17 protein-coding genes are annotated in these 14,819 nt (G+C 71.9%); 10 read left to right on the forward strand and 7 right to left on the reverse strand.

All coding sequences use genetic code 11. The features are described from left to right. Nucleotides 1-23 precede the first annotated feature (23 nt). Nucleotides 24-1,496, forward strand: coding sequence for a serine hydrolase domain-containing protein (locus tag O7601_RS12020; RefSeq protein ID WP_281566251.1), 1,473 nt, complete (start codon nt 24-26; stop codon nt 1,494-1,496). Between the two features lie 123 nt (nt 1,497-1,619). Here O7601_RS12020 and O7601_RS12025 read toward each other — a convergent pair whose 3' ends face one another. From O7601_RS12025 to O7601_RS12035, 3 genes are read right to left on the reverse strand one after another with little or no spacing between them, the layout of a single operon-like run. After that, on the reverse strand, nt 1,620-2,321 hold the full coding sequence (locus tag O7601_RS12025; protein WP_281566252.1) for a hypothetical protein: 702 nt from the start codon (nt 2,319-2,321) through the stop codon (nt 1,620-1,622). After that, nucleotides 2,318-3,109: an ABC transporter permease gene (locus tag O7601_RS12030; RefSeq protein WP_281566253.1), complete on the reverse strand. Its 792-nt coding sequence runs from the start codon at nt 3,107-3,109 to the stop codon at nt 2,318-2,320. The genes O7601_RS12025 and O7601_RS12030 overlap by 4 nt, the downstream gene beginning before the upstream one ends. Next, nucleotides 3,106-4,038 (reverse strand): ATP-binding cassette domain-containing protein, encoded by a 933-nt coding sequence (locus O7601_RS12035; protein ID WP_281566254.1) that lies wholly within the window; start codon nt 4,036-4,038, stop codon nt 3,106-3,108. Before O7601_RS12035 ends, O7601_RS12030 begins: the two co-directional genes overlap by 4 nt. A gap of 133 nt (nt 4,039-4,171) precedes the next feature. Here O7601_RS12035 and O7601_RS12040 point away from each other — a divergent pair, with 133 nt between their 5' ends. The 3 genes from O7601_RS12040 to O7601_RS12050 all read left to right on the forward strand — a co-directional run bounded on the left by O7601_RS12040 (nt 4,172) and on the right by O7601_RS12050 (nt 6,758). After that, the gene (locus O7601_RS12040; protein ID WP_281566255.1) at nt 4,172-5,416 is read left to right on the forward strand and encodes a histidine kinase; all 1,245 of its coding nucleotides are present in this window, start codon (nt 4,172-4,174) and stop codon (nt 5,414-5,416) included. 8 nt (nt 5,417-5,424) lie between these two features. Then, the gene (locus tag O7601_RS12045; protein WP_281566883.1) at nt 5,425-6,132 is read left to right on the forward strand and encodes a response regulator transcription factor; all 708 of its coding nucleotides are present in this window, start codon (nt 5,425-5,427) and stop codon (nt 6,130-6,132) included. Between the two features lie 113 nt (nt 6,133-6,245). Then, nucleotides 6,246-6,758: a hypothetical protein gene (locus O7601_RS12050; RefSeq protein ID WP_281566256.1), complete on the forward strand. Its 513-nt coding sequence runs from the start codon at nt 6,246-6,248 to the stop codon at nt 6,756-6,758. Nucleotides 6,759-6,849: 91 nt separating this feature from the next. On the opposite strand, the gene O7601_RS12055 is transcribed toward O7601_RS12050, so the two are convergent. Further along, on the reverse strand, nt 6,850-7,638 hold the full coding sequence (locus O7601_RS12055) for a D-Ala-D-Ala carboxypeptidase family metallohydrolase (protein WP_281566257.1): 789 nt from the start codon (nt 7,636-7,638) through the stop codon (nt 6,850-6,852). 301 nt (nt 7,639-7,939) lie between these two features. Here O7601_RS12055 and O7601_RS12060 point away from each other — a divergent pair, with 301 nt between their 5' ends. Together O7601_RS12060 and O7601_RS12065 are read left to right on the forward strand one after the other, a co-directional pair. Further along, nucleotides 7,940-8,569, forward strand: coding sequence for a hypothetical protein (locus tag O7601_RS12060; protein WP_269739628.1), 630 nt, complete (start codon nt 7,940-7,942; stop codon nt 8,567-8,569). Nucleotides 8,570-8,588: 19 nt separating this feature from the next. Beyond that, a complete protein-coding gene (locus O7601_RS12065; protein ID WP_281566258.1) occupies nt 8,589-9,053 on the forward strand; it encodes a PPOX class F420-dependent oxidoreductase in 465 nt (154 codons plus the stop codon). 39 nt (nt 9,054-9,092) lie between these two features. Here the strand turns inward: O7601_RS12065 and O7601_RS12070 are convergent, their stop codons facing one another. From O7601_RS12070 to O7601_RS12080, 3 genes are all read right to left on the reverse strand, one after another. Beyond that, nucleotides 9,093-10,535 (reverse strand): M20/M25/M40 family metallo-hydrolase, encoded by a 1,443-nt coding sequence (locus O7601_RS12070; protein ID WP_281566259.1) that lies wholly within the window; start codon nt 10,533-10,535, stop codon nt 9,093-9,095. Nucleotides 10,536-10,641: 106 nt separating this feature from the next. After that, nucleotides 10,642-11,286, reverse strand: coding sequence for an NAD(P)H-binding protein (locus O7601_RS12075; RefSeq protein WP_281566260.1), 645 nt, complete (start codon nt 11,284-11,286; stop codon nt 10,642-10,644). Between the two features lie 46 nt (nt 11,287-11,332). After that, complete coding sequence (locus O7601_RS12080; protein ID WP_281566261.1) at nt 11,333-12,565, reverse strand: serine hydrolase domain-containing protein; 1,233 nt, start codon at nt 12,563-12,565, stop codon at nt 11,333-11,335. Between the two features lie 72 nt (nt 12,566-12,637). Here O7601_RS12080 and O7601_RS12085 point away from each other — a divergent pair, with 72 nt between their 5' ends. The 4 genes from O7601_RS12085 (at nt 12,638) to O7601_RS12100 (ending at nt 14,749) form a co-directional block, all read left to right on the forward strand. Continuing rightward, complete coding sequence (locus O7601_RS12085) at nt 12,638-13,234, forward strand: pentapeptide repeat-containing protein (RefSeq protein WP_281566262.1); 597 nt, start codon at nt 12,638-12,640, stop codon at nt 13,232-13,234. Between the two features lie 136 nt (nt 13,235-13,370). Next, nucleotides 13,371-13,910 carry a hypothetical protein gene (locus O7601_RS12090; protein WP_281566263.1) on the forward strand — a complete coding sequence of 180 codons (540 nt, stop codon included), beginning with the start codon at nt 13,371-13,373 and terminating at the stop codon, nt 13,908-13,910. Nucleotides 13,911-13,991: 81 nt separating this feature from the next. Beyond that, complete coding sequence (locus tag O7601_RS12095) at nt 13,992-14,339, forward strand: DUF1330 domain-containing protein (protein ID WP_281566264.1); 348 nt, start codon at nt 13,992-13,994, stop codon at nt 14,337-14,339. A gap of 92 nt (nt 14,340-14,431) precedes the next feature. Then, complete coding sequence (locus tag O7601_RS12100; RefSeq protein WP_281566265.1) at nt 14,432-14,749, forward strand: hypothetical protein; 318 nt, start codon at nt 14,432-14,434, stop codon at nt 14,747-14,749. The last annotated feature ends 70 nt before the right edge of the window (nt 14,750-14,819 follow it).

The following is a 14,819-nucleotide window of genomic DNA, read 5'->3' on the forward strand; positions in this document are numbered from 1 at the left end:
GCCGGAACGGAAAGGAGCACGTCATGCGCAAGACGCCCGTCATCGTTCTCGTCGCCGGGGTGGTCGCTGGCCTGGCCGGGCTCGGCGTCATGCCCCGGGAGCCCCGGCTCATCGCACAGACCACCGGCGACGCCGACCTCGCCGCCGCCACCCGGGCCGTCGTGGACGATCCTGGCGGCTACCGCGGGCTCGCCGTCGCCCTGATCGACGGGGGTCAGATCCGCACCGCCGGACTCGGCGAACGGGACCGCGCCGGCAACCCGGTCGAGTCGGACACCCCGTTCGAGATCGGATCGGTGCCGAAGGTGCTCACCGGCATGCTGCTGGCCCACCAGGCCGGCGCGGGCGCGGTACGCCCCGACGACACCCTCGGCGCGGCCTGGCCGGCGATCACCGGTGCCGCCCGGGAGGTGACCCTGGCCGAACTGGCCAGCCACCGTTCCGGGCTGCCCCGGGTCGTACTCAGCTCGGTCACCGACTGGGCGCGCCTGTTCTGGGCGAACTTCGCGGCCGGCAACCCGTACGCCGGGCAGGGCGTCGACCGGGTCCGCGCCGGGGCGAACGACCAGACACCCGGCGACGGCCGAGGTGAGGTCGGCTATTCGAATCTCGGGATGGCGGTGCTCGGCCAGGCTCTCGCGGCCGACGCCGGCCTCGGCTATCCCGAGCTGCTCGACCGGGAACTGTTGACCCCGCTGGGCATGACCGCGACCATCCAGGTCACCGGCTCGGACGCGCTGCCCGCCGAGCGGGCCGAGGGCGCTGCCAGCAGTGGTCGTACCCCCGACCCTTGGACCGGCGCCGGCTACGCTCCCGCCGGCATCGGCTACTGGTCCACCGCGACGGATCTCGCCCGGCTCGTCGCGGCCACCGCCGCCGGCACCGCGCCCGGCACCGACGCCCGCGACCCGCGCTTCGACGACACCGAGCGCCGCCGCATCGGGTACGGCTGGTTCACCACCCGCTACGGCGACCGCGAGATCACCTGGCACAACGGGGCCACCAGCGGCTTCCACTCGTACGTCGGCTTCGATCGGGCCACCGGCCAGGGCGTGGTGGTGCTCGGCAACACCGACCGGGGCGTCGAGCCCATCGGGCTGCGGCTGCTCGGGGTACCCCGCGAGCAGGCCGGCGACGCCTCACCGGGGCGACCCGCCCTGATCGGCATCGGAATCGCGTTGCTGTTCACCTTCATCGGTGGCCTGTCGCTGCTCGGCACCGTGCTGCGTACCGCGTCGGACCGGCTGGCAGTGCTGTCGGGCGCCGTCTGGGCGCTTGTCTACCCGACTCTGGGCCACCAACTCGGTGACTGGTCGGCCGTGCCCGGCTGGCTCTGGCCGCTGGGGCTCGCGGTCTCCGGCGCCGGGCTGGCCCTGGCCGCGTACCGCTGGCGGCACCTGCCGGTCAACGGCGCACCCCGGCCGTGGCTGCGGGTGGCGGCGACCGCCGGCTCGTTGGCCTTCGCCACGGCACTGACCGCCGCCCTGCTGAACTGACCGCCTGTCCGGCCTCGCGCCCGCCCGGCACCGGCGACCCTGTTGCCGGTCCGGCGCGGGCCGCCTGCCCGACCAGTCGGCGTGGCCGTCTGCCCGACCAGTCGGCGTGGATGCCCGGCCTGGTCAGTCGGGCAGTGCGGCGCGGCGGGTGAGCCGGAAGTGTTGTCGTTTGCCGTCGTCGCGGACCACCACGCCGTAGCGGGACAGTTCGGCGCGTAGCTCCCTGGCCTCGCCGCCCCGGTCGTGCTTCAACGCCTCCCGCCGGGCCCGCAGCAGCGCATCCGCGCCCGCCGGCAATCCGGGCAGGTCCGGCACCCAGAGCCGGTACGCCTCGCGGTGCGGATCCGCCTCAGCCCAGGGCCAACCGTGCCCCCGGAAGGCGTCGGCCAACTCCACCGCCGGCAGGTCGACCGACTGCCGGGCCAGCTCGGCGTCGTCCGCGTCGAGCAGCACCAGGTTCTTGCCGTCGAGGTAGACCACCCGGGTGTCCCGCCGATCGAACTCCCGTTCTGAGCTGCCCTCACGCAGCCGCACCTCGGTGCCGGACACGGTCACCCGTACCCGTTCGGCGGTGCCGATGGCGCCGATCACCAGCCCGACCAGGACACCGACACCCACCCCACCGGGTAGTGCGTACTGGTCGGGCAGACCGTCGACCGCCCGGAACAGGCCCTGCACCGGAGCCCAGGGCAGGTCGGCCACCCAACCCGCCCCGGCCACCAGCAATCCACCGAGCACGCCGCCGACCAGCGGGATGCCGCCCCAGAGCACGACCAGCTCGGTGATGCCCCCACTGACCACGGTCGGCGTCCCGTACGCCCTCACGCCACCTCCCGCCGCATGGTGCGGACCATACCGGCGACCAGCGGCACGACCAACCACAGCAACAGTGAGACCGCGAGGCGCTGCCACTGTCCGGTGCTTACCTCGGCGGTGAACAGTGGCTCCATGGTCCGCCCGGTGTCCAGCCACTCGGCCGCGCGGTTCAGCGGCCGGACCAGTTCACCCACGATCGACCAGATGATCGGCAGCACCAGATAGGCCACGATGGCCAACGGAGTGTTGAACAGCAGCAGACCGAATCCTGCGCCCATCAGCACACTCGCCACCTGGAACACCACGGCGTGCGCCACCAGGGCCGCCTCGATCCGCCAGGTGCCCGCGCCGCCCGTGGCACCGGCGATCGCCGTGCCGGCGGCGGCGAACGCCAGGCTGCTGAGCACCGCTCCGAGCGCCGCCAGGACCACCGCGACGAGCTTTGCGGTGATCACCCGTTCCCGCCGAGGCACCAGGGCGAAGGTGGTGAGCGCCGTGCGCTGTGACCACTCACTGGTGATCGACAGGATGCCGAGCACCGGAAGCAGCACGCCGACCGGCAACAGGGACGTGGTGAAGAACATGGTGAAGTTCTGTTCCGGCGCTTCGGCGTACACCAGGAGGAGCGTGACGATCACGGCGCTGACCAGTCCGATGGTGATCAGCAACCAGCGACCGGCCCGGGTGTCGACGAGTTTGCGCAGCTCCACGGCGGTCAGCCGGCCCAGCGACGGTCGGTGTTCGTTCGGGCGGTGATGGCTCGGGGCGAGTTCCGGTGCGGTGCTGACAGTGGTCATCGGACGACCTCCCCGGTCGGCTCGGCGCTGGTGGTGGAGTGCAGGACAGGACCCGGTGCGGTGGCGGTCAGGGTGAGGAACAGCTGTTCCAGGCCACCGCCGCCGGCCGGACGCAGCTCGCTGAGGACCACCCCGGCGGTCAGGGCGACCTCGCCGACCGCGTGGGTGTCGGCACCGACCAGCAGGCCCTCGGAGCCCTCACTGACCGTCAGGCCCGCCCGGTGCAGGGCGGCCCGCAACGCCGCTCCGTCGCGGGCCCGCACCACGGTGCCGGTACCGGCCAGCAGCTCATCCTTGCCGCCCTGGGCCACGATCCGGCCGCCCCCGATGACAACCAGCCGGTCCGCGACCGCCTCCACCTCGCGCAGCAGGTGGGAGGAGAGCAGCACGGTGCCGCCCCGGTCGGCGAAGTCGCGCAGCAGGCCGCGCATCCAGAAGATCCCCTCCGGGTCCAGGCCGTTCGCCGGTTCGTCAAGGATCAGCACCCGGGGGTCACCCAGTAGCGCGTGCGCCAGGCCGAGCCGCTGACGCATGCCCAGCGAGTACGCCCGCACCCGCCGCCGGGCCGCGGTCGGGCCCAGCCCCACCCGGTCGAGCACCTCACCGACCCGACGCCGGTCGACGCCCATCGTCGCCGCCGCCACGGTCAGGGCCTCCCGGCCGGTCCGCCCGGCGTGCTGAGCGGAGGCGTCCAGCAGCACCCCGACCGTGCGGCCCGGGTTGGGCAACTGCCGGTAGGGCCGACCATCGACGGTGGCGGTGCCGGCGGTCGGCGGGGTGAGCCCGCAGATCATGCGCATGGTGGTGGACTTGCCGGCCCCGTTGGGGCCGAGGAAGCCGGTGACGGTGCCCGGTTCGCACTGGAACGACACGTCCTCGACGGCGGTGTGCCGCCCGTACCGTTTGGTGAGCTGGTGTACGGCGATCATGGCTGCCAGCCTGTCCGAGCCAGCCGGCCATCCGCAGCGGCCATCGGTCTGGCCCGCGCAGACCAAGGTCGATGCTGAGGTCTCGACTTTGGTAGCTGGTCCGGTATCCGACCGGCTGCCTACCATTGCGCCTGTGACCAGCGCCGTCGTACTGGAACACCCGGGTCTGCTGCCCGGGGCGCTGGACCCTGGGGTGGGCCGCCGGCCGCGGCGTACCCCCCGCGACTGGCTGATCGACAGCCTCGCCTTCCTGGTCTCCCTGGCCTGGGTGGTGCTGGCCACCTTCGACGCCGCCTCCCCGAGCCCGGCGTTGGCCGAACAGCTGCCGTACGACTGGATGATTCTCGCGGACGCCGTCTTCGGTCTGGCCTGTACGGCGGCGCTCTGGTTGCGGCGTCGCTGGCCAGTGGGTCTGGTGCTGGCGACGCTGCCGGTGGCGCTCGTCTCCATCACCTCCAGCATCGCCCTATTGATCATTTACTTCACGGCGGTGGTGCACCGTCGGACGGCGGTCGCCCTGGCCGTCACCGCTGCCGGGCTCGTCACCAACACGGTCTTCGCCCTGCTGCGTCCCGAGCCCGGCAGCCCCTACTGGATGTCCGCCCTCTGGGGGGTGGTGATCACCCTGCTGGTGTTGGCCTGGGGCATGTTCGTGCGGGCGCGCCGGCAGCTGGTGCTGTCGTTGCGGGAGCGCGCCGAGCGGGCCGAGGCCGAGCAGCAGCTACGCGTCGCGCAGGCTCGGCAGTTGGAGCGCACCCGCATCGCCCGGGAGATGCACGACGTGCTCGCCCACCGGATCTCGCTGCTCAGCCTGCACGCCGGGGCGCTGGAGTTCCGCCCCGACGCGCCCGCACCGGAGGTGGCCCGGGCGGCCGGGGTGATCCGGGACAGTGCGCACTCCGCCCTTCAGGACCTACGCGAGGTGATCGGCGTGCTGCGCGCCGAGACCGCGCTGCCCGGCGACCCGGAACGCCCCCAGCCGACCCTCGACGATCTACCCGCCCTGATCGCCGAGTCCCGGGCCGCCGGAACCCGTGTCGACCTGCGGGAACGGGTCGCCGCGCCGGACCGGCTACCGGAGGCCGTGGGGCGCAGCGTCTACCGCATCGTGCAGGAGGGGCTCACCAACGCCCGCAAGCACGCCCACGGCGCCGCCGTCACCGTCGGCCTCGACGGAGCGCCCGGCGACGGGCTACAGGTGGAGATCCGCAACCGCAGGCCGGTCGGTGAGCTGCCCGAGACGGCCATCCCCGGCACCGGTACCGGCCTGGTCGGCATCGCCGAACGGGTCAGTCTCGCCGGTGGGCGGTTGGAGCACGGCTGCGACGACCAGGGCGACTTCCGGTTGGCCGCGTGGCTGCCGTGGCCGGCGACGTGACCGGCCCGGTGCCGGCCGCCGCCGAGGGCGGTGGCGCGGCCGCCGCCGGCGGCGGCGAGCAGACGGTGCGGATCCTGATCGTGGACGATGACGCGCTGGTACGTGCCGGTCTGTCGATGATCCTCGGCGGTACGCCCGACCTGAAGGTGGTCGGGGAGGCGGCCGACGGTAGTGAGGTCGTCCAGGCCGTCGCCGCGTGCCGGCCGGACGTGGTGTTGATGGACATCCGGATGCCCCGGCTGGACGGGCTGGCCGCCACCGAGGCGCTGCGTGCGCTGCCTCAGCCGCCGGAGGTGCTCGTGCTGACCACGTTCGACGCCGACGAGCACGTGCTGCGGGCACTGCGGGCCGGTGCCGGCGGGTTCCTGCTGAAGGACACCCCGCCGGTGGAGATCGTGCGGGCGGTGCGTCGGGTGGCGGCCGGCGAGGCGACCCTGTCACCGACGGTCACCCGGACCCTCATCGAGCACGTCACCGCGGGGCCGGCGGCCGACCCGCGGCGGGACCGGGCCGCGCGGCTGATCGAGGGCCTGACCGAGCGGGAACGCGCCGTCGCCGTGGCGCTGGGCATGGGGCGTACCAACGCCGAGATCGCCGCCGAGCTGTACATGAGCGTGGCCACCGTCAAGGCGTACGTCTCCCGGCTGTTGACCCGTCTCGGACTCAACAACCGGGTGCAGGTGGCCCTGCTGGTTCACGACGCCGGGCTGGTCTGAAAACCGTTTGAACCATCCCGTCGCGGTGGCCGTACCACTGCTCGAGGTGCGGTGCTCAAGCGCACCGCCACCGGAGCTGCGGGAGGTCTGCCGTGCGAGTCGATGAGCAGTCGATGGATCCCATCGATCAGATTCTGGGCGAGTTGCCGGTCCCGACGCCGTTGACCCCCGAGGACGTCCGGCTGGCCGTCCGGGCGGTGGTCGTGCACGCGGCCGAGGAGTGGCCGTCCGGGGCGCTGTGCCGCAACGACGGCGCCCGGTTCCCCTGCCGGCTGCATCGTTGGGGTCGAAAGGTACTGCTGAACCACGGGCTCAACGAGCGACAGCTCGACGCCCTGATCCGGCACGGCAATCCGTTCGTGCACGTGCCGTTCCCGTTTCTGATCAACGGGCCGTCGGCGGGACGTACTCCCGCCGCGCGTCCGGCGGGCACCGACCGGGCCGCCGGTTACCCGCCGCGGGCCGCCGGGCATCCGGGGCGGCCCGACCGGGCTGCCGGTTACCCGGCGCGTGGCCCGGCACCCCGGGTGGCCGCCCCGGTCGGGCGTACCGGTGTGCGGACGCCCGGCTCCGGCCGGCCGGTGGCACCCCCCGCAACCGCGCCGCGCTGGCCGCGGGCGAGCTGAGCGGGCTCGTCCGTCGGCGGTACGACGCCGGCCCGGAGCGCGGGGCCATTCCCCGCCCGCGCCCGGGCCGGCGTCGCGATGCGTCGTGCGATCAGCGGTTCCCGGCGGGAATTCCGCAGTCGGGTGCCGCCCAGTAGGTGTTGTTCGCGCTGCGGTCCTGGTTGTTCTCCCGCCGCGAGTCCACGTGGACGTGGGAGTTGTGGCCCGACACACCGGGCCCGATGATGCCGCTGAAGCCGTGGTTGCGGGCCTGCCGGGCGATCTGGCACAGCGACCTGTCGCGGGAGATGAGGTCGGCGGCGTTGCCGTAGAGATGCTGGCTGTCCGACGCTCCGCCCACCCGGTTGTTGCAGGTGCGGCTGCGGAACCCGCTGGTCACGATCAGCGGCTGGTCGCCAAGGCTCTTGCGCAGCGCCTCCAGCTTCCACATGGTGCGCAGCGCGTTCTGCCGCGTCTGGGTGGTGCTCAGCGGGCCGCCGTCCCACCCGCTGCCGCCGCAGCCGTCGTCCATCTCGCGGTAGGCGAAGTGTCGGGGCGTGCAGTTGTCGTCCTGGAGTTGGTAGAGCTTCCGGTAGGTCTCCGGGCCGGCGACTCCGTCGACGCGGAGGCCGTACGCGGACTGGAAGCGACGAACCGCGGCGGCCGTCTTCGGGCCGAACCGTCCGTCGAGTTCCACGACGTTGTTGTTGCCGGCCCAGCCGGCTATCCGTAGTTGCAGCTCGCGCACGTCGCTGCCGGAGCGCCCCTGGTAGAGGTTGCGGTCCCAGGTGTAGCAGCCGTCGGCATGGGCCGCTGGCGCGGCGACCACCGAGGCGATCGCGGCGCCCGGCAGCGCCAGGGCGAGGGCGACGACTGCCCGTTTCAAGGTGTGTACGCGCACAGAAGTCCTCCCGATAGGAGAGTGAATGGGATGGCCTCCGGGACTTCGACCGGGCTGTCCCGTGGATCCACCCTCGCACCGGAGCTGTCGATTGGAGGGGATTAACGAGAATTGTCCTCACAATTCGCTGTACCTGAGCATTGGCTGTGAATTGGACCCGTTTGTGAACCCGGCAATCGGTGACGTGGGGTCGTAGAGCAGCCATTTCGGCGCGGATGCCGCAACCGATGACACGGAGGGTGATGTTCCCCGGGCCGGCCGGCCCGGTAACGTCAGCGCCGGCGACGACGGGGAGGTGGGCGTGGCGCGTGGTGGCATCTTCTGCGTCGAGGGCCAGTGGCACCGGGATCTCAACGAGCGCGGGTCCGTGCTGCCCACCCTGGAACTGCTCGAACGGCTGGGCAAGGTCCGCTTCATTCACAAGGACGCCGCCACCCGCGACGAGCTGTTCTATTTCATCGACCGCTGGCTGCTGAAGCAGTACGCCGACCATCGGCTCGGCTTCTTCGCCATGCACGGCGAGCCGAACCGGCTGTGCCTCACCGACTGGCACTCGGTCGAACTCACCGAGGTGGCCGAGCTGATGGCCGGGCGCTGCGAGGGGCGCCGCCTCTACTTCGGCAGCTGCTCGGTGCTGCGCGCCCCCGAGCCGGTGCTGCGGGACTTCCTTGCGGTCACCGGCGCCGCGTTGATCTGCGGCTTCACCCGCGAGGTGGACTGGGTCGAGTCGGCGGCGTTCGAGACCGTCCTGCTCGACGTGCTCGCCAACGGCCGCCGGCACAACGCCGCCGAGCTGCGGATGGGCTCGGCGCACTGGGCGCCGCTCGCCTCGTACCTGGGCTTCCGGATCATCTACGCCAATGGCCGGGCCTGGCGACCGTCGCTGCGCCCCCGCGTACCCAGCCAGCCGTCCGCCGGTCAGCACGCCTGAGTGCTGGTAGAAACGAGCGATGGCACGCATGATCGCTCGTAACACCCGGGTCGACCGGGACGACCTACTCGACTTTCTCCGCCCCCGGCACCGGGTGGTGCTGATGACCACCCGCGCCGACGGCCGGCCGCAGTCCTCGCCGGTCGCCGCTGGGGTGGACGCTGAGGGCCGGCTGGTGATCTCCAGCTATCCGGAGCGCGCGAAGATCGCCAACATCCGCCGCGACCCTCACGTATCTGCCTGTGTGCTCTCCGACGACTGGAACGGCCCTTGGGTGCAGGTCGACGGCACCGCGGAGGTGCTGGACCTGCCCGAGTCCCTCGAACCGCTTGTCGAGTACTTCCGCAGCATCTCCGGCGAGCATCCGGACTGGGACGAGTACCGGGAGGCGATGCGGCAGCAGGGCAAGTCGTTGATCAGGATCACCATCACCGGATGGGGCCCGGTGGCGACCGGCGGCTTCCCGGCCCGACTGGCCGAATGACGTGGGCGGGGCGCGGTGCACGCCGCGCCCCGCCGGGGTTCAGCGCCGAGCCGTCGCGTACGCGGCGCAGCCGATCAGTTCCATCGACACCTGGAGCCGTTCCAGGCTGATGTTCTTGGCGATGGTGTCCTCGGGGCTGTGATAGGGCGGCTCCAGCAGCGCCGGTGACTCCTCACCGCGCCAGGAGAAGTTCGCGCTGGCGATGCCGACCTCCTGGAACGACTGGTGGTCGCTGGCGCCACGCTGGGTGACCGGCGAGATCCGTGGCTCGTAGCCGAGTCGCCGGGCCGCGGCGGAGACCTCGTCGGTGGCCCGGTTGCTCTCGCCGGTGAACGACAACAGCCAGTACCGGGTCGCCGGGTCCCAGCTGGTGGCGACCATGTCGTTCTGGTAGACGGCGAGGATCCGGTCCCGCTCGGGCTGCGGCAGTTGAGCCACGTGGTAGCGCGAACCGATCAACCCCTGCTCCTCCGAGCCCCACAGGGCGAACCGCACCGTGGCGTTGATCGGTAACGCCCGCAACACCCGGGCCAGTTCCAGGCAGAGCACGGTGCCCGAGCCGTCGTCGTTGGCGCCCGGCGCGCCGATGACCGAGTCGTAGTGTGCGCTGACCATGACGACCGGGCCGTCGCGGCCCGCTCGACCGCGCCGCTCGGCCAGCACATTGTGCGAGGTCAGACCCCGGTGAGCGGTGGTGGCCACGGTCAGGGTGAGCGGCCCGGCGGCCAGCAACGCGCGCAGCCGGTGTTTCTGCGCCTGGGCCACCCCGACGACCGGGATCGGCAGCGGCGCGGCGGCGGATCCCGGCAGCGTGGGCGAGAACGCCGACGCCCGACGTGGTGCCACCAGGTCGGCCGGCAGGAAGACCACGGCCGCCGCCCCGGCCGCCACCGCGGTGGCGGCGAGCTGTTCGCGCTGCGCCGCGACGTAGTCCACAAGCACGATCCGGCCGCTGACGTCGGCCGGGTAGTCGCCGGGGGTGCCCGCGCCGACGTCGACCACGGGTGCGGTGATCCTGGTGTCCAGCGCGGCCTGTCCGCTCGCGCCGACCTGCCAGTTCAGGTCCCGAGGCAGCCCGGCCGGCGAGCTGAGCTGGGCGAGGAACTTGTCGGCGACCGGGAAGGGTTGCAGCGTGGTGTCGTAGCGCAGCCGGTCGAGCTGGCCGGCGATGTAGTGCGCCGCCCGGCGCTCCGAGTCGGTTCCGCCGATGCGTGGGCCGATGTCCTCGGAGAGCACCTTCAGGTGGTGCAGGGCGCGCTTGGCCGACAGTTGCGCGACGACTATCCGGTCGTGGGGGGTGAGGGTCGGGGGCCGGTGCGCGCCCGGACGCCGGTCGGAGGCCGCCCAGGCGGGGGCGGGAAGCGTCACGGCGGCGGCGCCACCGAGCGCGACGGTCAGCATCCGTCGCCGGTCGAGCGAGCCTGATCCGGTGGTGCGGGACGATTCGTGCGGGGTTGTCACGGTGTCGTCGAGCGAGGCCAAGACGGCGCCCTCCTGATTCGAGGTCCGACCCGCGCGTCAGGGTGTGACGTCCGGGTCACAGTGACTCGAATCTATCCGGCGGACCGCCGTCGCTCAAGATCAGATATCAGTACCCGGCGGTGAACCGCATGTTCGGGAAGCGCCCGTTCTCGATCTCGTCGACCACCACGACCGCCAGGTCCTCGTAGCTGAGCACGCTGCGGCCCTGCGCGTCGGTCACCGGTTGGTCGGTGCCGGTGCGGTACTGGCCGGTGCGCTCGCCGGGGTGGAACTCCAGCGGTGGCGGGCAGACGTACGTCCAGGTCACCCCGTCGGCCGAGGCGCGGTAGAGGTCCAGCGCCTCCGCCTGCCCCAACGCGGCGTCGCGGTACTCGTCGGGAAACTCCGGGTCGTCCAGCAGCCGGTCACCCGCCGGGTTGAGCAGGGTGGCGCCGCCGCCGACGTGGATCACGCGGGGTGCCGCCGGCATCCCGCGCAACGCGGCGAGCAGGGTCCGCGCCGCGTCGGGCCACAGCGTACGGTCGCCGCCGCCGATCGCCACCACCAGCGCATCCGCCTCCGGCGCCAGCTCCCGCACGCTCCGCTCACTTGTCGCGTCACCGGTGACGACCCGAACCCCGGCCGGCAGGTACGACGCGTCCGCCTCGGGACGCCGTACCGCGGCCACCACCCGGTGCCCTCGGTTGTACGCCTCGCTGACGATCCGGGAACCCGCAGTGCCGGCCGCACCGAACACGACGACATCACTCACGCCTTACAGGCTAGGGATCTCATCGCGCGGCCGTCGGTGGAACGGCTCAGTCGACAAGTGCCGAGTAGACCAGTTGGCGCAGCTGCGGGCGGAGCGGCCAGGTGCTCGACGGCATCAGCTGGGTGAAGAACATGGCGGTGATCTCCTCGACCGGGTCGACCCAGAAGGCGGTGCTGGCCACGCCGCCCCAGTAGTACTCGCCGACGCTGCTCGGCACCCGGCTCGGCACCGGGTCGTCGACGACCGCGAAGCCGAGACCGAACCCGACGCCGTCGAGATTGGTCTCGGCGAACCCGCCGGTGGACAGGGTGCCCAGGTCCCGCCCGCCGGGCAGGTGGTTGCGACTCATGAACCGCACCGTCCGGGGACCGAGCAGACGCGTGCCGTCCAGCTCGCCGCCGCGCAGCAGCAGTTGGGTGAAGCGGTGGTAGTCGGCGGCAGACGAGATCAGCCCACCGCCGCCGGAGAGGAGCGCCGGCTTCTCGTACGCCAGGGCGCCGAGCGCGTCGTGCCGTACCGCCCGACCGGACGTCGGGTTCGGCACGTACAGGGCGGCCAGCCGCTCGGCGTCGGCGCCGTCGACGTGCCAGCGGGTGTCGACCATGCCCAGCGGACGCAGGATCCGTTCGGTCAGGAAGGTGTCCAGGCTCTGCCCGGACACGACCTCGATCAGCCGGCCGAGCACGTCGGTGGCGACCGAGTAGCCCCAGGCGGTGCCGGGCTGGAACAGCAGCGGCAATTCACCGAAGACCCGGCAGGCCTCGGCCAGGTCGACCTCGGCCGGTGGGTAGAGGTCGTAGCCGGCGGCCCGGTACAGCCCGTCGACCACCGACGTCTGCATGAAGCCGTAGGTCAACCCGGCGGTGTGGGTGAGCAGGTGCCAGACCCGGATCGGCTCGATCGCCGGCACGGTGTACGGCTTGAGCGTCGAACCCTTCGAGTAGACCCGCATGTCGGCGAACTCGGGCAGCCAGCGCTCGATCTCGTCGGTCAGCTCGAAGCGGCCCTCCTCCCAGAGCATCATCGCCGCGACCGAGGTGATCGGTTTGGTCATCGAGTAGATCCGCCAGAGGGTGTCCGGCTGCACCGGCGTGCCCGCCTCGCGGTCCCGCAGCCCGTACGTCGAGCTGTGTGCGATTTCGCCGCGTCGGGTGACCACCGCCTGCCAGCCGGCGAGCCGGCCGGTGTCGACGTAGCTGGCGAAGTGTTCGTCGATCCGGGCCAGTCGTGTCGGGTCGAATCCGACCTGCGACGGCTCGATGCTGGGTGCCATGCTCACCCCAGCGAACCTACCGGCCGGTACGCGGGGCGGGAAGGCTTGTTGTCGGGGTCACTGGTTAGCCTGCGGGACATGCCGGAGCCGACCGAGGACGTCACCTTCCACGACGAGGACTGGTACGCCGAGGAGCTGGTCGACCGGCACTTCGTCAACTGCACCTTCCACCGGGTGGATCTCACCGAGGCGACCAGCCGGGGGGCGACCTTCGAGGGCTGCACCTTCGGTGATGTGGCGTTCAACGTGTCCCGGCACACCGATTCGGCCTTCACCCGGTGCGCCTTCATCAGGTGCAATCTCTTCGAGGCGGAGTTCACCGGCTGCAAGCTGCTGGGCAGCACCTTCGACCGGTGCGACCTGCGGCCGTTGACCGTCACCGGGGGCGACTGGTCGTTCCTCACGCTCGCCGGTGGTGACCTGCGCGGCGCGCGCTTCACCGGGGTGCGGATGCGGGAGATCGACCTGTCCGGGGCCGACCTGACGGGCGCGTCGCTGACCAGGTGTGACCTGTCCGACGTGCAGTGGCGTGGCGCCCGGCTCTCCAGGGCGGACCTGCGCGGCAGTGACCTGGCCGGGCTCGACCCGGCCACGGTGCACCGCGCCGGTGCGGTCATCGACCTGATGCAGGCGGCGACCCTGGCCCGGGCCCTGGGCTTCGACATCCACGGCTGACCGCCCGCGCCATCGTCCTTCCATTCTCTGTCGTCTATGCGCAACCCGCGCCTTGTGTCGATGAAAGCTGCGTCTAATGGACGGGTGCTCAGCTGAGCGAACCTGACCGTTCGATCCGGACCAGGAGGTGGCATCCATGTTCCGTGCCGTTCGGGCCGCGCTCGTCGCGGCCGTGCTGACCGTGGTCGCGGTGGTGGTCCCGGCGGGGCCGGCTGCGGCGGCCGCCAGTTGCTCGACCTCGTCGTCGCAGGCGATCGTGGGGGGCTACCGGATCATCCTTCGCTGTGGCGACGCGGGTTACATCCACGGCTTCGGTCGTACGCTGACCGACGCGAACCTGGAGGCGCTGCGTCTGTACCAGCTCTACCTCACCTACGGTGTGAGCTGCCGGGGCTCGCTCGTCGACTCGCTGGTGGGCGGGTTCGACGTGCAGATCTACTGCCCGGGGTCCTACACCAACGGCTTCGGCAGCAATCTCACGGACGCCGCGGCCGAGGCCCGGGAACTGGTGGCGATGCGACTCTCCGGCGGCCCGGACTGCGATGGCACGACCGTGGCGGCAATCGTGGGCGGCTACCGGGTGACGCTCTTCTGCACCGTACGGTACGTCCGTGGTCAGGGCAGCACGCTCACGGAGGCCGCACAGATCGCCCGGCTCACCGCAGCGCTCGGTTGAGCGCGGGCCGCCGGCCGGCCGGCGGCCCGCTTCGGCAGTAGCCTGGTCGGCGACCATCCCACCCGACCGGGAGGACGAACGATGCCCGCGTTCGCTTTGGCGCACCTGCGGAACCCGCAGGTCAACGAGGATATTCTGACCTACCTGGAGCGGATCCAGGCGACGCTGGAGCCTTTTGGCGGCCGGTTCGTGGTGCACGGCCCGGAGGTGGACGTACGCGAGGGAGAGTGGCCGGGCAGCGTGGTCATCCTGGAATTTCCCGACCGGCAGCAGGCGCACGCCTGGTACGACTCGCCGGCCTACCAGGAGATTCTACCGCTGCGTACCCGGCACATCGATGCCTCGGCGATCATCTTCGACGGGGTGGGGCCGGGCTATGACCCCGGCCAGACCGCAGCGGCACTGCGGGCGCAGGCGGCGACCGGCTGAGTCCACGGGACAGTTTGTCCGTCACTCCGGGTCAACCGGGCCGTAACGTCCTGCTGTCCGTGTTCGACCGTCCTGTGTGGAGGCCCAGGCCGATGAACAGCAGCAGCAGTACCGTCCGACACGCTCCGCCCACCGGTGAGCGGCCCGGGGTGGGGCTGCGGGAGATCCCGTTGCCGCCCTACGTGACCGCCGAGGATGCCCAGTTCGCTGTCCGGGCTGTCGTGGTGCACGCGCCGCGAAGCTGGTCGGGCGGCACGGTCTGCCGCAACGACGCCAGCCCGCACCCGTGCCGGCTGCATCGGTGGGGCACCCGGGTGCTCGCGCTCCGCGGTCTGCACGACGCCGACATCGCCGCGCTGATCGAGCGGGGTGACCCCGCCGCCCCGCTGCCGCCCCGGCCTCCGGCCTGACCGGAGTGCGGGGGCGCGACCTGCTCGGATACCCGCACAGGGGGCCGTCATGCCTCCTGGTGTGCTGACA

The sequence above is a fragment of the Verrucosispora sp. WMMD573 genome (assembly GCF_027497175.1).
GTDB lineage: Bacteria > Actinomycetota > Actinomycetes > Mycobacteriales > Micromonosporaceae > Micromonospora.